We start from the raw sequence: 20913 nt of genomic DNA on the forward strand, positions 1-20913 counted from the left end.
GCGGTAAATCCTTCTTTACCTGACAGATAGTGATGAATGACTTCTAGCTTAAAGTCTTTGCTGTATTTGGACATGAGACTGACCCTTTTGAGTTGGATTTGATGTCCAACTTTTGTGGGTCAGTTCACATGCTATTCCTTTTTTATTCGAGTTTGGTTTTGAATTAATGCAGAGTACGTGGGCCAGCGCTATCACCACCTAATGCGCCACCTGGAAATTCTTCATCTTCATCATCGCCCTCATCATTAGGCATCCCAAAAGAAAAACTTTCGCCACCTTCTGGATGACGATTTTCAATTTCATCATCAGTAGCTGCGCGAACATCTTCCACTTGAACCCAAAAACGTAACGCCATGCCTGCTAACGGATGATTACCATCTAACACCACTTGACTGTCTGCAACATCCGTAACGGTATAGATTAAAGGTTCATCATCTTCAGAATCATGCACAGTCGCATCTTCATCCGCATCAGGCACGCCTTCAAACTGCATCCCCACTTCTAAAGGCTCCGGGAAACGGGTACGTGGCTCGATCTTTAACAACTCAGGATCATATTCACCAAAGGCTTCACTAGGCTCTAGCTGAATCGTTGCCTCATAACCAATATCTTGGCCATCAAGCAGAGTCTCGATTTTAGGAAAAGTACCTTCATAACCACCGTGCAGGTATACCATCGGAGCATCGGGCTCCTCGATGACATTATTTTGCGCATCGGTTAACTTATAGCGAAGGGATACGATGGTATTTTTTTCAATCTTCATGTGGAATTTGTCGAACATTCGTTTTTAATCAGTTTCTAAACAGCTTTTTACTTTATGACCTCATTTTACTTGAGCAAACCCTATGAGCCACCTCGGGCTCCCTCAAAGCTCCCTTTAGGCGAGCCCTGGGCCTTATTTGGGGGTATTAGCCCAGACCAGTTCATGGCGCGGTATTGGCATAAAAAGCCCCTTCTCATACGCAGGGCGATTCCGGCATTTGCCCTTTCGGCCAACAAAGGTGGGTCCTTGGATAGCCCTATTCCCACCAAAGAGTTACTCAAATTTGCTCTACAAGATGAGGTAGAGGCACGCTTGGTTAAAGCCAATCCATGGAGCTTTGATAGCGGACCGTTTTCTAAAAGGGCAATTCCATCGATCAACAAGCCCGACTGGACTTTATTGCTTCAAGGAATGGAGGCACATCATCCAGCAGCTGCAAACATTCTGTCCTGGTTCCGCTTTATTCCTGATACGCGCTTAGATGACTTAATGATTAGCATTGCTGGTATTGGAGGCGGTGTTGGCCCCCACTTTGATTCTTACGACGTCTTCCTGATTCAAATGTCTGGTAGAAGGCAGTGGAAAATTTCAGAACAAAAAGATCTGAGCCTCAACCCTAATCTACCGCTAAAAATTCTGCGTAACTTTAAGCCTGAGCGGGAGTGGACGCTAGAGCCTGGCGATATGTTGTATCTACCGCCACATGTTGCTCATGATGGTATTGCGCTAGATGCGGGTTGCCAAACATGGTCTGTTGGATTTCGCTCCCCCAGCTTTAAAGAATTACTGCAAGAAGGTTTGTGGCGCCTAGCAGAATCTTTGGAGAATATTCCCGCCCTAGAGAGCAAGTTTGCAGATCCTAAACAAGGTGCAACCCATAGTGCAGAGCAATTGCCGGAAGAGCTCATCAAACAGCTAGACTCAAAACTCAAAGAGCTGAAACTAGACAAAATTGATGGATTTCTACCCGGGATTACTGCCTATCTATCAGAACCCAAACAACAAGCCCTTTTTGACGCCCCCGATACACCCCTAAAACCGAATGCATTCCTTAGAAAACTTGGGGCTAGCAGACTTCTCCCCCATCCACAAACCCGTATTTTAAGCCTTGGAAAACAGGTGTATTGCAACGGAGAATCCATGACCCAGGGACAAGCTCCAGCTATTCTTTCGGCCTGGCAGACCCTCTCGGCACATAAAGAACTCAGGGTGGGCAGGCTCAAACAGCCTGATCAATCCAGCCTTTATGAGGCTTATTTAGCCGGATGGTTGGTTTTTGAACACTGAATACGGAGATGGATATAATATTTATTGGAAACTACTTAGGGGCATTCCCTCGGTATATCCAAAGAACAATTACCGGTAATTGTTATTAATTTTTTTAAAGGAATTTACAAATGAAGAAGTCACTCGTATTCGCTGCTATGTTAGCAATGGCCTTGGCCGCTTGCGGTAAAAAAGAAGAAGCAAAACCTGCTGAAGCTGCTGCTACTCCAGCTGCACCTGCTGCTGAAGCTCCTGCTGCTGCTCCAGCTCCAGCTGCTCCTGCTGCCGACGCTAAGAAGTAATCTTCTTCATGAAGAAAAAAAGCCGCTGAAAAGCGGCTTTTTTATTTGCCTTCAAAAACCACTACTTTGTTAGTTGCTCTGTTAACAAAGTCAGCAATTGATAACCAGCAGGCGTATTTTCTGGTTTGCCATCCGCGTTCTGTACATAAACATTTGCAGAATTCTCACCAGTATTCTTCACAAGCACCTGATATTTTTTGGCCTTCATACCAGATTCATCTTTACTGCTAAAGAGATTGGAGAAGAAGCCTTTGGTATCGCCCAAATCTTTAGGATTCACGTATCGAACATAGTAAACACCAGTTGAACGATTTCGATCCTCAACCGTGAAGTTAGAGCGATCCAGAGCCAATCCTACATCACGCCAAGAGCGATCAAAGCCAGCGCTGAGCTCGATATAGGCTTGGTTAGTACCCTCTTGAACAAACTTCGCTTTAGGCGTTTTAGGACCAAGAGGCACTGCAACCATTGCTTTAGCCTGCTCTTGCGTCATGCCTAAGCGCTCCATCAAACGAGCCAAAAATACAGCTTCCAATTCTGGGTCGTTAGGGCGAGGAGTCCAAATAGTAGATAAACAAGCGCCTGTAGCGTCGGTTGTACATTTCTCAATCGCGCCGCGCTGAGTAATATAAATTTCTGTCTCGCCTGGCTTAGATACCTCAAGACGAGTTTTGTATTTATCGCGTTCACCAGTGTCATAAATAGAGTCGATTGCACCGCCAATAGTTGAGCGAATCCAATCTTGTGCAATCTTTGCGCGATTTTCTGCCCAGTCGGTTTCCATAATGCCGGTTGATGGCGAATCGATTACCAACAAGAAGCCATTCTCTTGCCAGAAATCTTTTACTTGTGGGTAGAGCTCAGGAGCTGGTTTTTCCACTACCAACCAACGACGTTCACCATCACGCGCTATTCGCATGCCAGGAATACCCGTCATGACGTTGCTACGCATCTGCGTCGATTTCTTAACGGCAGAATTGTATTCAGACATCGTCGCTGTACCGTCCTGAACGATGTAGCGGCGATCCGCCTGCGCCGTGATTAAGTCTGGCGGGTATGACAAATTGGGACCGCGCACTGCACCTGCACTCTTGTAGTCAACGGTATCGCTACTCGTAACTGACTTACAAGCAGTCAATGCAGTAGAAGCAATAACAATTAAAGAGAGAATCGATAAATATCGACGGGATAGTTTGAGCAAATTCATCATAATAGGTTGGCCTGTTTTAACGCTGCCTTCAAAGGCTCGCGCAAGGAATTGCTTAAAGGTGTTAATGGCAAACGAATGCCAGCAGTAATCTTGCCCATCTCATGCAATGCCCACTTCACGGGGATTGGGTTAGCCTCTGTGAACATAGCTTTATGGACTGCAATCAGTTGATATTGAATTTCACGGGTTCTTTTCACATCATCTGACATGGCGGCTACGCAGAGCTCATGCATCAAACGCGGAGCAATATTAGCCGTGACAGAAATATTGCCCTTGCCACCCATCAACATCAACATGGCCGCAGTCAGATCGTCGCCCGAAAATACAGAGAAGTCTTGATGGCCAGCACGCTTGAGATCATTAATCAATAAGGTGCCACGCTCTAGGCTACCTGTTGCTTCTTTAATACCAATAATGCCTGGCACACCCGCTAAACGGACCACCGTGTCGCCAGCCAAATCAGCAACCGTTCTGCCGGGGACGTTATACAAAATCACTGGCAAATCCACCGACTCTGCAATCTTTTTAAAGTGAGCAAACATGCCATCTTGCGTTGGCTTGTTGTAATACGGTACCACCTGCAAGCTGGCATCTGCGCCAACCTGCTTAGCAAATTTAGTTAATTCAATCGCTTCAATCGTAGAGTTACCGCCGGTACCAGCAATCACTGGAATGCGTCCAGCAATCTGCTCCACTGTCACACGAATGAGCTCACAGTGCTCTTCAACAGAAACTGTTGGAGACTCACCGCTAGTGCCAACAATCACAATGCCGTCAGTGCCTTCAGACACATGCCAATCCAACAAGGAACGCAAGCTAGCATAATCCAAGCTGCCATCTTCGAACATGGGAGTCACGATAGCCGGCATACTGCCAGCGATGGGCTTTTTGCTACCTTTGGAATGAGCTGTATTTGTCACCGAATATGCACCGATTTTTAGCTGTCTTAACCCTGAAATTGTAACGGAATGCGCTGTTTTAGCTCACCTTTTACTGCGCATAGGCGCTGAACCATGGCTGGTTTGGGTTGATCTACGTAAATATCCTCATAAGCCACTACCTTAAGACCATGACGAGAGGCAAAAGCGAGCAATTCCCCTGGATTTAGCAGGAAATTGGGGTTGGATGGCTTACCAAATTCCCCATTTCCCAGGGCGAAGGTTTCGTAGATCAAAACACCACCCTTTTGCAGCATTTTGGGTAATTGGTCTAAGTGCGGTCGATAGAGGTAGTTTGTCACTACGATCGCACTGAACTCTGAACCTATCAGAGGCCAATCAGCCTGTTCAAGATTGAGATGCTTTGGGGTGATTAAAGGGTTACCAACAGAACCTATTGCTGTGACATCTTGATCAACCGCCAAGACATCATGACCCATGCTTGCCAATAACTCAGAATGTCGACCTGATCCGCAAGCTAAATCTAGCACCACTCCATCCACTTGAATGAGGGGCGCAAATCTCCTTACCCAAGGAGAGGCATTCAAAATGGCATCATGCGGGTTAGGCAAGATCAAGACTCAATCGTAAGCAAGGCCCATTGCTTCGCGAACCTCGCGCATGGTTTCCTGGGCAACCTTGCGTGCTTTGTCGCAACCATCGGCAATGATGGAACGCAGCAAACTAGGATCATCCAAATACTTCTGCGCACGTTCAAACATCGGTTGTTGCTCAGCCAAAATTGAATCAATTACCGGTTGCTTGCACTCGAGGCACCCAATACCAGCGGATTTACAACCCTTATCAACCCATTGTTTTGTTTCCTCATTGGAGTAAACAGTATGCAGTTGCCATACCGGGCAACGTGCTGGATCTCCGGCGTCGGTTCTTCGGACGCGGGCTGGATCAGTTGGCATCGTACGAATCTTCTTAATAACATCTTCGGGATTTTCACGAATGCTGATGGTATTGCCGTAAGACTTAGACATCTTCTGACCATCGATACCAGGCATACGTGATGCCGTTGTGAGAAGTGCTTGTGGCTCAGGCAGAATAATTTTGCGGGCACCTTCTAAAAAGCCAAAGAGTCTTTCGCGATCAGCCATCGATAAACTCTGCGCTTCTTGCAGCAATGCTTTAGCTTGCTCCAACGCCTCATCATCACCACGCTCTTGAAATGCCACTCGTAATTCCGCATACATCTTGGCGCGTTTGCTGCCTAATTTTTTAACTGCCTCTAAGGCTTTTTCTTCAAAGCCGGGCTCGCGTCCGTATAAATAATTAAAGCGGCGCGCTACTTCACGAGTCATCTCTACGTGTGGCACCTGATCTTCACCAACCGGAACCAACTGTGCGCGATACATCAATATATCGGCCGCCTGTAGCAATGGATAACCCAAGAAACCATAAGTTTGGAGATCCTTTTCCTTGAGTTTCTCAATTTGATCTTTATAGGTGGGTACCCGCTCAAGCCAGCCCAGCGGGGTTCCCATGGAGAGTAATAGAAAAAGTTCGGCGTGCTCAGGTACTTTACTTTGAATGAACAAGGTCGCCTGATTTGGATCAACGCCCGTTGCCAACCAATCAATCACCATCTCCCATACTGACTGCTCAATGACATCCGGAGTCTCGTAGTGCGTAGTTAATGCATGCCAATCTGCCACAAAAAAGAAGCATGGATACTCGGACTGCAAGCGCACCCAGTTCTTTAATACACCATGGTAGTGACCCAAGTGCAAGCTACCGGTTGGTCGCATGCCAGAGAGAACGCGTTCAGCAAACATCTGTATTCTTTTTCTAAGTGGTTAAGTAATGATGGAGTTAATGAATTAATCGTTTAATGAAATGCAGACCATACTGGCGTGAGGTGATCCGGTAAGTGCGGCAAATTGCCTAAATCTATATGACTCTCGCTTGGGTCATGAAAATCGGAGCCACGAGAGGCTAAAAAGCCATATTGCTGCGCAATCTTTGCAAAGGTTTTGTATTGGTCAGGGCTATGGCTACCCGTAATCACCTCAATTGCTAGGCCACCAATATCCTTGAAGTGTTTATAGAGCTCGTCCATTTGCATGGCATTGAGTCTACTGTAGCGGCCAGGATGGGCAATCACCGCTACACCACCTGCTGATTTAATCCAGCTAACAGCGTCATCTAGGGTAGCCCACTGATGAGGTACATATCCTGGTTTACCTTCAATTAAATAATTTTTAAATACGTGCTCGGTATTGCGACATACGCCCTGCTCTACTAAGAAACGCGCAAAGTGTGTTCTTGAAATCAAATCATGATTGCCTGCAAAATGAAGTGCGCCCTCATAAGCGCCAGGTATACCTGCTTTGAGTAACTGTTCTGCCATCAGTTTGGCGCGATTACCTCGGCCATCACGAGTGCAACGAAGTCCTTCGATGATGCCAGCATGCTCAGCATCAATTCCAAGGCCAACAATATGAATCGTCTCACCCATCCAAGTGACAGAAATTTCTACACCAGCAAGGTAATCGATGTTTAATGCGCTTGCTGCTTCTCGAGCACGTTTCTGACCGCCCAACTCATCATGATCGGTCAGGGCCCACAAATGCACTCCATTGGCTTTAGCACGCTCCGCTAATTGTTCGGGCGTCAAAGTGCCATCAGAAATCACTGAATGGCAATGCAAGTCGGCGTTTAGGGGTGAAAAGCTGCTCATAACCCTATTTTAGGTCAAGCTGGTGTCAATTACCCGGCGCGGTGCATCTAGGTAGTCACGAGACTGCATCTCAATCAAACGGGAAACGGTTCGAGAGAATTCAGCCGTAATTTGGCCCTCAGTGTACAAATCTGGGGCTGGGACCTCAGCAGACATGATTAACTTAATCTTGTGGTCATACAAGACGTCGATTAGCCAAATAAAGCGGCGAGCTTCATTTGTCATTCTTGGGGGCATATAGGGCACCCCAGACAAAATCACCGTATGAAACTGGTTCGCAATCTCTAAGTAATCATTTTGTGAGCGTGGACCGCAACACAAAGTTTTGAAGTCGAACCAAACTACACCGTCAGCCATGTGAAGCGGTCGTAACTCACGGTTCTCAATATTGAGAACTGGATTACGCGCTTCTTTTTGATTGCCAATTAAGGTTTGAAACATTTGACCGAGCGTTGCTTGCGTCTCCGCATTGGCCGGAGTGAGATAGGCCTCGACTTGCGCCATTTGAACCCGGCGGTAATCATTGCCTGCATCTACATTCAAAACATCAAGCTTTTCTTCCAACAACTTAATTGCAGGAATCAATCGATCTCGATGTAAGCCATTCGGATAGAGCTGATCTGGACGATAGTTCGATGTCATCACAAACTGCACACGGTCCGCAAAAAGTGCACTAAGCAATCGATAGAGAATCATCGCATCAGCGATGTCGTTGATGTGAAACTCATCAAAACAAATGAGGCGATAACGATTTGAAATGCGTTTTGCTAGCTCATCCAGCGGATCCGACAAACCCGATAGCTCATGTAATTCACGATGGACTTCACGCATGAACTCATGAAAATGAATGCGAATTTTCTTTTCTAATGGTGAGGCCGCATAAAAGCAGTCCATCAAGAAGGATTTACCGCGACCTACCCCACCCCATAGGTAAATACCGCGGGGAAGCGTTGGTTTAAATATTTTTTTCTTGAAAGTATTGCTGCGGATTTCTTTATAAGCAATCCATTGATCTTCACATTCCTGAAGACGCTCTACGGCACGAAGCTGCGCGGGATCACTTTGATACCCGCGCGCCTTTAACTCTTGTTGGTAAAACTCAATGGTTTTCAATTACATATTTAATGCACGTGAGTCTGTCGCCAATGCTGCTTCGCGCATCACTTCAGACAAACTTGGATGTGCATGACAGATACGAGCAATATCTTCTGCTGCTGCTTTGAATTCCATTGCAACCGCTGCTTCAGCAATTAAGTCGGAAGCATTGGCACCAATAATATGTACGCCAAGAATCTCATCAGTCTTAGCATCCGCTAACACTTTGATAAAACCATCAGCACGGCCCATACCCAGTGCACGGCCGTTAGCAGCAAATGGGAACTGACCTGCCTTATAAGCAATACCAGCCTCTTTAAGCGCTTGTTCAGTCTTACCAACCCAGGCAATTTCAGGATCGGTATAGATAACCCAAGGAATGCAGTTGTAATCGATATGAGGCTTTTGACCGGCAATCACTTCGGCAACCAAGACGCCTTCGTCCTCTGCTTTGTGTGCCAACATAGGGCCGCGTACTACGTCACCAACAGCATAGACGCCAGGCGCAGCAGTAGCACAAGTGTGATCATCAATTGGAACGAAGCCGCGCTCATCCACTTTAAGGCCAATCTTGTCTAATCCCAATTTGTCGGTGTTAGGTACACGACCAACGGAAACAATTAAGCGCTCACATTCCAACTTAGCAGCCTTACCAGCGCTATCGGTGTAATTAACCACTACACCCTTCTTGTCGGCTTTAACATCACCAATCTTCACGCCAGTATGAATATCTAAGCCTTGCTTAGCAAAAAGCTTTTGAGCTTCTTTAGCAATACCGATATCACAAGCGCCTAAGAATGAAGGCATAGCTTCGAGCACAGTCACTTCAGCACCGAGACGGCGCCATACGGAGCCCAACTCTAAGCCGATCACACCTGCACCAATAACGCCTAATTTCTTAGGGGCGGAGTCAAACTTGAGCGCACCTTCGTTATCGCAAATCAAGACGTTATCTACAGCGATACTAGGGAGGTGACGCGCTTTAGAGCCGGTAGCAATGATTACATTCTTTGCAGTAACCGTTTCTTTGTCTTTGCCGTCAATCTTTACTTGATAACCATCGGCATTCTTACCTTCGAATGAAGCATGGCCTTTTAACAAAGTGATTTTGTTTTTCCGGAACAGGTACTGAATGCCACCAGTCATTTTCGTAACGATGTCATCCTTACGAGCGATCATCTTTTTAGAGTCGATGCTTACAGCACCCACTTTAATGCCATGATCTGCAGCATGATGGCTGATCTTTTCGAATTCTTCGGAAGATGCCAATAATGCCTTAGACGGAATACAACCCACGTTTAAGCAGGTACCGCCCAAACGTGTCTCACCTTTTGGATCATCATAGGAACTCGATTCAGCACAGGCAACCTTAAAACCCAGTTGCGCTGCACGAATTGCGGCGATGTAGCCACCAGGGCCAGCACCAATTACTACTACGTCAAAAGCTTGGCTCATGATCTTCCCTTCTTACAAATCAAGGAGAAGACGTGAAGGATCTTCTAAAGCATCCTTCATGGCAACTAAACCAAGCACAGCCTCACGACCGTCAATAATGCGGTGGTCGTATGACAAAGCAAGATAGTTGATTGGACGAACAACTACTTGGCCGTTTTCAACAACAGCACGATCTTTAGTTGCATGAATACCCAAAATAGCGGATTGCGGTGGGTTGATAATCGGAGTAGACAACATCGATCCGAATACGCCGCCGTTAGAAATGGAGAAAGTACCGCCAGTCAACTCTTCAATCGACAATTTGCCATCGCGAGCCTTGGCACCGAATTCAGCAATTTTCTTCTCAATGTCAGCCAAATTCATTTGGTCAACGTCACGCAAAATCGGAACCACCAAGCCACGTGGTGAGCTTACTGCAATACCGATATCAAAGTAACCGTGGTAAACGATGTCATTGCCATCAACCGAAGCATTCAAGAGTGGGAATTTCTTCAAAGCATGTGTAGCTGCTTTAACGAAGAAAGACATGAAGCCCAACTTCACGCCATGGACTTTTTCAAATTGATCTTTGTACTTATTACGCATAGCGATTACTGGAGCCATGTTGACTTCATTGAATGTAGTCAAGATGGCGTTGTTAGCTTGGGACTCAAGTAAACGCTCAGCAATACGAGCACGCAAACGGCTCATTGGTACACGCTCTTCTGGGCGATCACCCATTGGAACTGGCGCGCTTGGCAATGCAGCAGATTTAGTACCGACTGCAGAAGCATTCAATGCATCACCCTTGGTAATACGGCCATCACGTCCTGAACCAGCAACTTGACCAGCGTCGACACCCTTCTCTGCAAGAATTTTCGCGGCTGAAGGAGCTGCTGCTGCGCCAGCTTTAGCGGCAGGAGCGGCGGCTGCTTTTGCTGGGGCTGCTGCAGGAGCAGCAGCTGGTGCGGGCGCGGCAGCGGCAACAGCAGTGCTATCAATCTTTGCAATCAATTGCTCAGCAATAACGGTACCACCGTCAGCAACAACGATTTCTGTCAAAACACCAGCGGAAGGCGCTGGAACTTCGAGAACAACTTTGTCTGTTTCGATTTCGATCAAGATCTCGTCTTGACCAACAGCGTCACCAACCTTCTTTTTCCATTGCAACAAAGTTGCTTCAGCAACTGACTCTGAGAGTTGTGGAACTTTAACTTCGAAAATAGCCATGATTAATCCTGTTTATATGTATGTGTGTATATTGAATTATGAAGACGATTATTTCGTGATCACGTAACCTTTGAGTTTGGCAAATGCCGCATTCAGTAGAGACTTCTGCTGTTCTTGGTGGAGATGGGCATAACCACAAGCTGGTGATGCTGATGCAGGACGGCCTGCATATCCCAACTTCATACCATCAGACATATTTTCCAAGATGTTGTGCTGGACAAAGAACCAAGCGCCTTGATTTTGTGGCTCGTCCTGACACCATACAACCTCTTCCAGCTTTGGATACTTCTTCAACTCAGCAGTCAATGCTTTGTGCGGGAATGGATATAACTGCTCTAAGCGAATGATCGCTACATCAGCAATCTTCTTCTCAGCGCGCTGCTTAACCAAGTCGTAATAGACCTTGCCAGAACACATGACTAATCGAGTAACCTGCTTCGCATCAATAGAATCATCACGTTCACCAATGATGGTCTGGAAGCCGCCTTTAGTAAATTCAGATAAAGGGGATGCGGCTTCTTTGTTACGCAACAATGATTTAGGAGTCATCAAGATCAGCGGCTTGCGGAACTGACGAATCATTTGACGACGCAACACGTGGAAGATCTGCGCCGCAGTAGTCGGCTGAATCACTTGCATATTAGTATCTGCACATAACTGCATAAAACGTTCAAGACGTGCAGAAGAATGCTCTGGACCTTGACCTTCGTAACCATGCGGCAACATCATGACCAAACCGTTCGCACGACCCCACTTCACCTCACCAGAGGCGATGAACTGGTCAATCACCACTTGAGCGCCGTTAGCGAAGTCGCCGAACTGGGCCTCCCAAATCGTTAAGGTGTTTGGTTCTGCAGCGGCATAGCCGTATTCAAAACCCAGCACAGCCTCTTCAGAAAGAATCGAGTCAATTACCACAAACGGTGCTTGATCTTTAGTGACATGCTGAAGAGCGACATAAGTACCGGTATCCCATTTCTCACGGTTTTGCTCATGCAACACCGCATGACGGTGGGTAAAGGTTCCACGTCCGCTATCTTCGCCAGATAAACGCACTGGGTAGCCGCTAGCAACTAGGGATGCGAAAGCCATATGCTCGCCCATACCCCAATCCACATTCACCTCACCACGACCCATGGCAGCACGGTCGTTATAGACCTTAGCAACCAATGGATGAGCCTTGAAACCTTCGGGAATAGTAGAAATCTTCTCAGCCAAGCGCTTCCACTCTGTTAATGGAATCGCTGTATCGGCTTCATCGGTCCACTTCTTATTCAAGAACGGAGACCAATCAACTGCAAACTTGCCTTTGAAGTTGCTTAACACTGGATCGGAGGTTTGCTTACCTTCGTCCATTGCGGCGCGGTACTCTTTGACCATGAGGTCACCAGTACCGGCAGGCAATGCGCCTTGAGTTTCTAATTTATCAGCATACAGCTTGCGTGTGCCAGGATGTGCGGCAATGATTTTGTACATCAAGGGCTGTGTCATTGCAGGCGTATCTTGCTCGTTGTGACCTAATTTACGGAAGCAGATGATGTCAACCGCAACGTCCTTATGGAACTTCATGCGGAACTCAACAGCTAACTTAGTCGCCAACACTACAGCTTCAGGATCGTCGCCATTCACGTGCAATACCGGAGCATCCACAATCTTCATGATGTCCGTGCAATACAAGCTTGAACGCAAGTCACGTGGATCTGAGGTCGTGAAACCAATTTGGTTATTAATCACAATGTGCATTGTGCCGCCCGTGGAATAACCGCGAACTTCTGACATTGCTAATGTTTCTTGCATCACGCCCTGACCTGCAATCGCAGCATCACCGTGAACCAACACTGGCATCACTTGCATACCCAACATATCGCCGCGACGCTCCATACGAGCACGTGCAGAACCCTCAACTACTGGGTTAACGATCTCTAAATGGGATGGGTTAAATGCCAATGACAAGTGAACCGGACCGCCAGGAGTAGAAATATCGCTTGAGAAACCTTGGTGATATTTAACGTCACCCGCAGGCAATGTTTCCGGTCCCTTGTGCTCAAACTCAGCAAACAAGTCCTTAGGCATTTTGCCCAAAGTGTTGACCAATACATTGAGACGACCACGGTGAGCCATACCAATCACGATTTCCTGAATACCTTTATTACCTGAGTCACGGACCAACTCATCCATACAGGCAATAAAGCTTTCGCCACCCTCAAGGGAGAAGCGCTTTTGACCAACATATTTAGCTTGGAGGTAACGCTCTAAGCCTTCAGCAGCAGTTACGCGATCCAAGATTTGACGCTTCTCATCCACATTAAATTGTGGGGTTGAGCGAATAGACTCTAATTTTTCTTGCCACCACTTCTTAATCTTCTGGTCGGCAATAAACATAAACTCGACACCGATCGTGCCGCAATATGTCTCGCGCAATGCTTGGAGCAAATCGCGCAAGGACATTTCGTTTCTACCGAAGAATGTATTACTTGTATTGAAGACGATATCCATATCGCCATCAGTAAAGCCATAGAAAGCGGGATCTAACTCAGGAATATCCTGGCGCTCTGTCCGCTTTAATGGATCTAAGTTTGCCCAGCGATTGCCGACGTTACGATACGCGGCAATTAACTGCTGAACAGCAACGCGTTTGCGGCCCATCTCTGAGTCAGCCGAATCAGAAATCGTTCTGATTGGACCTTGCTTAGCGCGCTCAGCAAATGAAGCAACAATAGGTGCATGGGCAATGTCAGTTCGAGATGAACCGTCAACCGCAGGAACCTGTTTCACGTTATCAAAATAATCTCGCCAATGATCAGCTACCGAAGCTGGATCGTGCAAGTAGGATTCGTAGAGTTCCTCTACGTAGGGTGCGTTTCCGCCGAAGAGATAGGAGTTATCTCTTTGATCCTGCATCATGATGCTCACCTTTCATCGGGTTTCCCGAATAAAAACTGTGGTTAAAACCATTCGTTACACGGCTCTACCGTTTAGCGAATTGATCTGTGCGAATACTGGTGCTACAGGTGTAATTTAACACGAATGACCATTGATACATAAAGGGCTTTCCCTGATTTCAAGGAATTTTGGGGTATCTCCCTATAAATGAGAATTAATAAGAACTTTCCTACCCCGCTTTAAAGGTTTACCGACAGATTCAAATGAATTTGATTTTTATTCTCTAAATCTTCAAACAATTAAATGAAATTAAGGGAAATATGAAATTAATTACCCCAGAAACGGAATATCTCAGTACTCGCCAAAGCGCCAAGGTTTTACAGGTTTCCCTAGGCACCGTTCAGAAAATGGTGGAATTAGGCGAACTCATTGCTTGGAAAACTCGTGGCGGCCATAGACGAATATTGGCCAGCTCTTTAGAACAGCAATTACAACGGAGAAAAAGGGCTATGCGTCAAAAGACCACGCAAAACTGCGTAGCCATGGGGATATTTAGAAGGTCTGAGAATGGCCAAGAATTATTAGAGTCCATTGCTGACTGGCAGCTAAAAGTAGACATGGAAATGGCAGTAGACAGCCTAGAGGGTTTAATGAAGGCTGTTTCCATTGCCCCCGATTTGATCTTTTTAGATGCTCTTATTCCACCTGTAGAGCAAGTCCATTTAATCCATTATTTGAGCAAAAACAAGGACACACAGCGTATACCTATTCTAGTAGATGAAGGTTTTATCAAACTGCACCCTGGTGTGGTTGCACTGGCAGACGAGAACTCTGGCGGTAAGCATCCTTTGAGCGAAAGCATCAAACAGGAGCTTGAAAACGGCTTAATTGACCTCAATCCACTCATTATTGGCTACCCCGCAACCAATCCAGAGGCTGAGGCAAACTGGCCTCATGGTAGTCGGCATGAGTTACTAGAACCCCTATTTGTAGAAGCTTTGGCTAGGAAGTGCGCTTAGAGGGCAATTCAGATTAAGAAAGGAGCACAAGAAAAGGCCGCTATCAGCGGCCTTTAGTGATAAAAATTAATAAAAACAAGCACTTAGATCAAATAGCTACTACGATCTCTGCCTTCAATCCACTTTGGCGCCTTACCTCTACCAGTCCAGGTTTCGCCTGTTGAAGGATTACGGTATTTAGGAGCCACTTTACCGCCAGCGCTCTTTACGCCGGCTTTACGGCTAAATAGATCGGATGCAGTTAAGCCATATTGCTCAATAATGACTTTGGCCTTGGCAATGCCATCAGCCTTTTCAAGGGCAATTGCTTCTTTAATCTGTTTATCCAACTGCTCGCGTTGGGCTAAAAGCTCTTTATAAGAAGACATATTCTTTTCACTCTCCGAATAATAGGTTGTTTTATAGGGCTTATATAAGCCATATTAGATGATGATTATATATACATTAATCAATCAGGCAATATATATTATTCGGAATAATTAACTATACTTATTAGGGCTATATCAGCTCAGGTTAATAAAAGACATAATCTTTATAAATATTATATTTAACTAAACTGTTTTTGATTCTCTGAGCATAAATGTACCGCTGGATTTGGCGGTTATCTCCCCCGCTTCATTCAAAACCACGGCTTCGCAGTAGTTAATTGTCTTTCCTGGCTTGAGGATAGTGCCCTCCACTACTATCTTGCCGGTGCTGGGACGCAGGAAGCTGACAGACATATCAATTGTCATAGCCCCCAAGGGAACCTCGGAAATGCTCCTAGCTGCTGCCCCCATTGCAAAATCCAGGAGTGTCATGATGACGCCGCCATGGGCAATACCAAAGCTGTTCTCATACTCAGGCTTAAGGTCAAGACTAATACGGGACTTACCCTCTTTCGCATACTCAGGAACTACGCCCAAATGCGCCAAAAAAGGAATTTTGAGGCCAAAGTATTCAACGGGTTTTGTATCGCTTGTCATGGAGATGGTACTTTGAGATAGTGGGATTAGTTTGAATGGTCGGGGCGAGAGGATTTGAACCTCCGACCACATGCACCCCATGCATGTACGCTACCAGGCTGCGCTACGCCCCGACGAAAGCAAAATTGTAGCAGTAACTATTTAGAGAGAATCTGCAGAACCGCTTGCAATTCTTCACGCAGACGGAGATCGCCACGAGCCTCTTCAAGGCGATTACGAGCACCGCTAATCGTGAAGCCCTCTTCATAGAGGAGAGAGCGAATCTTTCTGATCAAGACCACTTCATGATGCTGGTAGTAGCGACGGTTACCGCGGCGCTTTTGTGGGCTGAGTTGAGCAAACTCCTGCTCCCAATAACGCAGTACGTGTGAGCGCACACCACAAAGATCAGCAACTTCACCAATGGTGAAATAGCGCTTTGCTGGTATCGGGGGAAGTTGAGAGCTCAGCAGCGCTGAGCTTGCATCAAACTCGGTTTTCTCGAGCATGTGACTCCACTACATCTTTAAGCTTTTGACTGGCGTGAAATGTAACTACGCGTCTAGCTGCAATCGGAATCATTTGACCTGTCTTTGGATTTCGGCCAGGACGAGCCGATTTATTGCGCAACTGAAAATTACCAAAACCGGAAATCTTAACTTCTACGCCCGCTTCAAGGGATTTGCCAACACGATCAAAAAAGGCATCGATCATATCTTTTGCTTCGCGCTTATTTAGTCCAACTTGATCAAAAAGGGCTTCGGATAGCTCATTCTTGGTAACGGTGTCGTTAGAAATCAATTCAGTCATTGCTTGTCTCTTTGGTAACTAATTAATTATTTGATTTATGCCTAATATTAAACCTAGCGCAAACGGGCCGCGCACTTTTTCTCTACTGCGCCCAATAAAGTAGCCATTACTGCATCAATTTGGGGATCCTGCAATGTCTCATTAGGGTTTAAGAGGGTTACTCGAAAAGCCAAGCTCTTCTCATCATCTGCCATGCTGCTTGATCCAGCCTTAGGCTTGAATTCATCAAAGAGTTCAATATTGCGCACAAAATTTTGCTTGCTCGCAGCCATAACATCTAACAGGGACTGCGCAGAAACGCTTTGCTTCACAACCAAGGCCAAATCACGTTGCACTGCAGGGAATTTACTCAACTCTTCAGGCACCGGCAAGCCAAGCTCACGAATAGGGTCTAAGTCTAATTCAAATAACACCGGCGCTTGTGGCAACTCATACGCTTGTTGCAAACCAGGATGAAGCTCTCCGATGAATCCTACTTCAATGCGATTCTTGGCTGTAGTCAAGAATATCTTCGCACTGCGGCCCGGATGTAATGCTGGGTGCTGTGCAGCTTCAGTGACAAAATGCAGGGGATCTAAAACACGTTCCAGGTCACCCTTCACATCAAAGAAATCAACCGCACGGGTTGCATTAGCCCATTGCTCTGGAACAAAAGATCCATAAGCTAGGCCACCAATTTTCTGGGGCTGATGAAACCCGGCCACTTTGCCAGCTTCTTCTTGAGCATTCGCGTCACGCTTAAATACACGGCCAGTCTCAAACAGGCGTACACGCCCTGCTCCACGGTTCAAATTCGCCTTGAGGTTATTTAACAAACCACCCCAAAGCGTGCTGCGCATCACACCGTATTGACTAGCAATAGGATTTAGCACTTCAATGATGTCCTTTTCAGTGGCGCCAGTTAAACGCTTTTCACTTTCGAGATCTGTGAAACCAAAATTTACCGCCTCTTGATAACCTTGGAGAGCCAAACGCTGGCGCAATAAATGCACACCGCGTTTTGCTTCTGCTTTAGCACTCATCTTCAATGAGGCTACTGGCGGTTGATCGGGAATGTTTTCAAAGCCGTACATACGTGCGACTTCTTCAATTAAATCTTCTTCGATCTCAATATCGAAACGATAGCTTGGGGGTGTGACGACAAAAGTATCACCCTCTTGCTTAAACTGAAAACCAAGGCGCTGAAATACATCAGCAACCACCTCATTTGTTAGTGGAATACCAATTACTTTTTCTGCTCTAGCCAAACGCATTTTGACTGGATTACGTTCAGGCACATTTAAAACTTGATCATCCACTGGACCAGCTTGGCCACCGCAGACCTCAATAATTAAGGCGCTGAGATACTCTAGACAATTAACCGTATTTTGTGGATCTACACCGCGCTCAAAGCGATGAGCTGCATCGGTACTGAAATTAAAGCGACGCGCACGCCCCTGAATAGCTGATGGCACCCAATAAGCAGCCTCAACATAGATATTCTTGGTGTCATCAGATACGGCGCAATGATTGCCGCCCATAATTCCCGCAAGAGCTACCGGACCATTCTGATCAGCAACCACGCCAGCTTCCTGCATCTTGCCTGCAGAGTCGGGGCCCTGCAAAGTCACGGTCTGACCATTTAATAATTCAAGAGTTTCGCCTGCTTTAGCCCAACGAACAGTGATATCGCCAGTTAACTTATCAATATCAAATACGTGTGTTGGCTGACCCATTTCTAACATCACATAGTTAGAGAGATCTACTAATGCAGAAATACTTCTTTGACCTGCGCGGGATAAACGCTGCACAATCCACTCGGGTGTTTTAGCCTGAGGATTAACGCCACGAATCACACGACCAGCAAAACGTCCACAGAGCTGTTTATCTTCTACAGTAACTTTGCGCTTGTCTTCTATTGATACCGCTGGTGGAGTCCATTTAGGCGCGCAGAGCACAGCGCCAGTGATTGCAGAGACTTCTCTTGCCATACCCATTAATGAGAGGCAATCTGCTTTATTCGGGGTTAACTTAATAACAAAGATTTGATCATCAAGATCCAGATATTCACGAATATCTTTTCCAACTGGCGCATCGGCTGGCAACTCTAAGATGCCTTCGTGATCATCGCCGAGACCAATCTCACGGCCAGAGCACAACATGCCTTGGCTTTCAACACCGCGTAGCTTACCTACTTTGATCATGAATGGCTTGCCGCCGGCTTCAGCAGGAGGCAATTCAGCGCCAACCATAGCGCACGGAATTTTGATCCCGGCACGCGCATTAGGCGCACCACAAACAATTTGTAACTCTTGGCCAGTACCGGCGTCTACTTTACAAACACGTAAACGGTCTGCATCAGGATGTTGCTCAGCAGACAATATCTGCGCAATCACGATCTTAGTAAATGCAGGCGCTACTGAATGTTGCTCTTCAACTTCTAAACCAGCCATTGTCATTGCATGACCAAGCGCATCACTATCAAGCGATGGGTTTACATACTGACGAAGCCAAGATTCAGAAAATTGCATAGCGCGATCTAAGGTTAAGTAGTAATAATATTTTTATGCAGGGAACTGCGCTAAGAAACGCAGATCGTTTTCAAAGAAGAGGCGCAAGTCATCTACGCCGTAACGCAGCATTGTTAAGCGTTCTAGACCAGATCCAAATGCGAAGCCGGTATAGCGCTCTGGGTCGATACCCATATTACGTAAGACGTTTGGATGAACCTGCCCTGCTCCAGAGATCTCTAACCAACGGCCGGCAAGTTTGCCGCTACCGAAGGCCATATCAATCTCAGCCGATGGCTCAGTGAATGGGAAATATGAAGGTCGGAAACGAACCTTAAGCTCGTTTGTTTCAAAGAAGGTTCTTAAGAAATCTGTATATACGCCTTTGAGGTCTGCAAACGAAACACTCTCAGCAATCCACAAGCCTTCAACTTGATGGAACATTGGTGAATGGGTTGCGTCGCTATCAACACGATAGGTTCTGCCTGGCGCAATCACTTTGATTGGCGGCATTACATCTGCATTAGCGTACTTCTTAACATGCTCGCTCGCATAACGAACCTGAATGGGGCTGGTATGCGTACGCAATAGCAAGGGCTTCTCGTTAGAATCCTTGCCATCGATATAAAAGGTATCCTGCATTGAACGTGCAGGATGATTCTCAGGACTATTTAAGGCTGTGAAATTAAACCAATCGGTTTCAATCTCAGGGCCATCTGCAACATCAAAACCAATGGAGCGGAAGATCTCCTCAACACGTTCCCAGGTGCGCATCACGGGATGCAAGCTACCTACTGCTTGGCCACGGCCAGGCAAGGAAACATCGATAGACTCCGCTGCAAGACGTTGCAACAAGACGGCATCAGCTAAAGCTTGGCGACGCTCCTGTAATGCAGCTTCTACTTGGGTTTTGATTTGATTAATTTGGGCACCAGCACTCTTACGTTCATCAGGCGACATTCCACCAAGCGCTTTTAAACGCTCAGTGAGAACACCTGACTTACCGAGATACTTGGCTTTCGCGTCCTCTAGAGCTGCCGCATCGGCAGCCCCGAGGAAATCACGTTTAGCATCCTCGACAATGTGGTCGAGAGAAACCATTGCAGCTTAGTTTAGAAAACTAAGATTAAGCTGCAGCGTTTACTACGGATTTGATCCGAGTAACCAAAGCAGCAAAAGCCGCTTTGTCAGCAATGGCCATATCAGAAAGTACTTTGCGGTCGAGTTCGATCGCAGCTTTCTTCATACCATTCATGAATACGCTATAGGTCATGTCATGTTGACGTACTGCCGCATTGATACGAGCAATCCACAATGCGCGGAATACACGTTTCTTATTGCGACGGTCACGATATGCATATTGACCAGCACGCATAACCGCTTGCTTAGCAATACGGAATACGTTCTTACGACGGCCACGGTAACCTGTAGCGGCATCGGTAATTTTCTTATGACGGGCTCTTGCTGTAACCCCACGTTTGACTCTTGGCATTTATTTCTCCTAATCTAGTCTGAGGTTAAGCGTATGGAAGCATGGAGCGAATTGACTTAACGTCAGCTTTCGCAACTTCGGTAGTACCACGTAGGTGACGCTTATTCTTTGTGGTCTTCTTGGTGAGGATGTGGCGTTTGAAAGCCTGTCCTCGTTTAATCGTTCCGCCTGCGCGAACCGTGAAGCGCTTTTTAGCGCTACTCTTGCTCTTCATCTTGGGCATAAAGCACCCCTTCAATTACTTGTGCAACATAGGTGGTAACCGACGGTTACTCTTCCTGTACCCAGAAGCACTTCAAACTACCGGCATCCTCAGTTATTCACCTCAGATACCTCCCTACATAAGAAC

Annotated in this window: 21 protein-coding genes and 1 tRNA gene; 3 read left to right on the forward strand and 19 right to left on the reverse strand. The window is 46.4% G+C overall.

Annotated features, from left to right (window positions below):
• Window positions 1-163: 163 nt before the first annotated feature.
• Window positions 164-763 carry a peptidylprolyl isomerase gene (locus tag ICN34_RS09410; RefSeq protein WP_216122245.1) on the reverse strand — a complete coding sequence of 200 codons (600 nt, stop codon included), beginning with the start codon at window positions 761-763 and terminating at the stop codon, window positions 164-166.
• A gap of 54 nt (window positions 764-817) precedes the next feature.
• Between ICN34_RS09410 and ICN34_RS09415 the strand changes: the two genes are divergently transcribed.
• Both ICN34_RS09415 and ICN34_RS09420 read left to right on the forward strand, forming a co-directional pair.
• Entirely contained in the window at window positions 818-2050 is a 1233-nt protein-coding gene (locus ICN34_RS09415; protein WP_216122247.1) for a cupin domain-containing protein, read from the forward strand.
• 110 nt (window positions 2051-2160) lie between these two features.
• Complete coding sequence (locus ICN34_RS09420) at window positions 2161-2331, forward strand: hypothetical protein (RefSeq protein ID WP_216122249.1); 171 nt, start codon at window positions 2161-2163, stop codon at window positions 2329-2331.
• Between the two features lie 61 nt (window positions 2332-2392).
• Here ICN34_RS09420 and bamC read toward each other — a convergent pair whose 3' ends face one another.
• The 9 genes from bamC to ICN34_RS09465 all read right to left on the reverse strand — a co-directional run bounded on the left by bamC (window position 2393) and on the right by ICN34_RS09465 (window position 13831).
• Window positions 2393-3538, reverse strand: a complete 1146-nt coding sequence (gene bamC, locus ICN34_RS09425; protein ID WP_216122411.1) for an outer membrane protein assembly factor BamC — start codon at window positions 3536-3538, stop codon at window positions 2393-2395.
• On the reverse strand, window positions 3538-4410 hold the full coding sequence (gene dapA / locus ICN34_RS09430) for a 4-hydroxy-tetrahydrodipicolinate synthase (protein WP_215363856.1): 873 nt from the start codon (window positions 4408-4410) through the stop codon (window positions 3538-3540). Before dapA ends, bamC begins: the two co-directional genes overlap by 1 nt.
• 77 nt (window positions 4411-4487) lie before the next feature.
• Window positions 4488-5051 (reverse strand): bifunctional 2-polyprenyl-6-hydroxyphenol methylase/3-demethylubiquinol 3-O-methyltransferase UbiG, encoded by a 564-nt coding sequence (locus ICN34_RS09435; RefSeq protein WP_216862567.1) that lies wholly within the window; start codon window positions 5049-5051, stop codon window positions 4488-4490.
• A 9-nt stretch (window positions 5052-5060) separates the two neighbouring features.
• Window positions 5061-6263: a tryptophan--tRNA ligase gene (locus tag ICN34_RS09440; protein WP_072582293.1), complete on the reverse strand. Its 1203-nt coding sequence runs from the start codon at window positions 6261-6263 to the stop codon at window positions 5061-5063.
• Window positions 6264-6316: 53 nt separating this feature from the next.
• Window positions 6317-7168: a 3',5'-nucleoside bisphosphate phosphatase gene (locus tag ICN34_RS09445; RefSeq protein WP_072582292.1), complete on the reverse strand. Its 852-nt coding sequence runs from the start codon at window positions 7166-7168 to the stop codon at window positions 6317-6319.
• Window positions 7169-7177: 9 nt separating this feature from the next.
• Window positions 7178-8281 carry a cell division protein ZapE gene (gene zapE / locus ICN34_RS09450; protein WP_216122252.1) on the reverse strand — a complete coding sequence of 368 codons (1104 nt, stop codon included), beginning with the start codon at window positions 8279-8281 and terminating at the stop codon, window positions 7178-7180.
• Window positions 8282-9718, reverse strand: a complete 1437-nt coding sequence (gene lpdA, locus ICN34_RS09455; protein WP_216122253.1) for a dihydrolipoyl dehydrogenase — start codon at window positions 9716-9718, stop codon at window positions 8282-8284.
• 12 nt (window positions 9719-9730) lie between these two features.
• Window positions 9731-10927 carry a 2-oxoglutarate dehydrogenase complex dihydrolipoyllysine-residue succinyltransferase gene (gene odhB / locus ICN34_RS09460; RefSeq protein WP_216122255.1) on the reverse strand — a complete coding sequence of 399 codons (1197 nt, stop codon included), beginning with the start codon at window positions 10925-10927 and terminating at the stop codon, window positions 9731-9733.
• 48 nt (window positions 10928-10975) lie between these two features.
• The gene (locus ICN34_RS09465; protein WP_216122257.1) at window positions 10976-13831 is read right to left on the reverse strand and encodes a 2-oxoglutarate dehydrogenase E1 component; all 2856 of its coding nucleotides are present in this window, start codon (window positions 13829-13831) and stop codon (window positions 10976-10978) included.
• Window positions 13832-14130: 299 nt separating this feature from the next.
• Between ICN34_RS09465 and ICN34_RS09470 the strand changes: the two genes are divergently transcribed.
• Complete coding sequence (locus ICN34_RS09470) at window positions 14131-14829, forward strand: excisionase family DNA-binding protein (protein ID WP_072582287.1); 699 nt, start codon at window positions 14131-14133, stop codon at window positions 14827-14829.
• Window positions 14830-14912: 83 nt separating this feature from the next.
• Here ICN34_RS09470 and ICN34_RS09475 read toward each other — a convergent pair whose 3' ends face one another.
• The 9 genes from ICN34_RS09475 to rpmI all read right to left on the reverse strand — a co-directional run bounded on the left by ICN34_RS09475 (window position 14913) and on the right by rpmI (window position 20787).
• Window positions 14913-15197, reverse strand: a complete 285-nt coding sequence (locus ICN34_RS09475; RefSeq protein WP_072582286.1) for an H-NS family nucleoid-associated regulatory protein — start codon at window positions 15195-15197, stop codon at window positions 14913-14915.
• 183 nt (window positions 15198-15380) lie between these two features.
• Window positions 15381-15794, reverse strand: coding sequence for a PaaI family thioesterase (locus tag ICN34_RS09480; protein WP_215360061.1), 414 nt, complete (start codon window positions 15792-15794; stop codon window positions 15381-15383).
• 36 nt (window positions 15795-15830) lie between these two features.
• Window positions 15831-15907: transfer RNA gene (locus ICN34_RS09485), tRNA-Pro, on the reverse strand.
• A 24-nt stretch (window positions 15908-15931) separates the two neighbouring features.
• A complete protein-coding gene (locus ICN34_RS09490; protein WP_072582284.1) occupies window positions 15932-16282 on the reverse strand; it encodes a MerR family transcriptional regulator in 351 nt (116 codons plus the stop codon).
• A complete protein-coding gene (locus ICN34_RS09495; protein ID WP_216122258.1) occupies window positions 16260-16583 on the reverse strand; it encodes an integration host factor subunit alpha in 324 nt (107 codons plus the stop codon). Before ICN34_RS09495 ends, ICN34_RS09490 begins: the two co-directional genes overlap by 23 nt.
• A 53-nt stretch (window positions 16584-16636) precedes the next feature.
• Window positions 16637-19093 (reverse strand): phenylalanine--tRNA ligase subunit beta, encoded by a 2457-nt coding sequence (gene pheT / locus ICN34_RS09500; RefSeq protein ID WP_216122261.1) that lies wholly within the window; start codon window positions 19091-19093, stop codon window positions 16637-16639.
• Between the two features lie 33 nt (window positions 19094-19126).
• Window positions 19127-20173: a phenylalanine--tRNA ligase subunit alpha gene (pheS, locus tag ICN34_RS09505; RefSeq protein WP_215321975.1), complete on the reverse strand. Its 1047-nt coding sequence runs from the start codon at window positions 20171-20173 to the stop codon at window positions 19127-19129.
• A gap of 25 nt (window positions 20174-20198) precedes the next feature.
• A complete protein-coding gene (gene rplT, locus ICN34_RS09510; protein WP_011902675.1) occupies window positions 20199-20564 on the reverse strand; it encodes a 50S ribosomal protein L20 in 366 nt (121 codons plus the stop codon).
• A 25-nt stretch (window positions 20565-20589) separates the two neighbouring features.
• Window positions 20590-20787 carry a 50S ribosomal protein L35 gene (rpmI, locus tag ICN34_RS09515; protein ID WP_046330084.1) on the reverse strand — a complete coding sequence of 66 codons (198 nt, stop codon included), beginning with the start codon at window positions 20785-20787 and terminating at the stop codon, window positions 20590-20592.
• Window positions 20788-20913 lie beyond the last annotated feature (126 nt).

Source organism: Polynucleobacter sp. Tro8-14-1 (assembly GCF_018881655.1).
GTDB lineage: Bacteria > Pseudomonadota > Gammaproteobacteria > Burkholderiales > Burkholderiaceae > Polynucleobacter.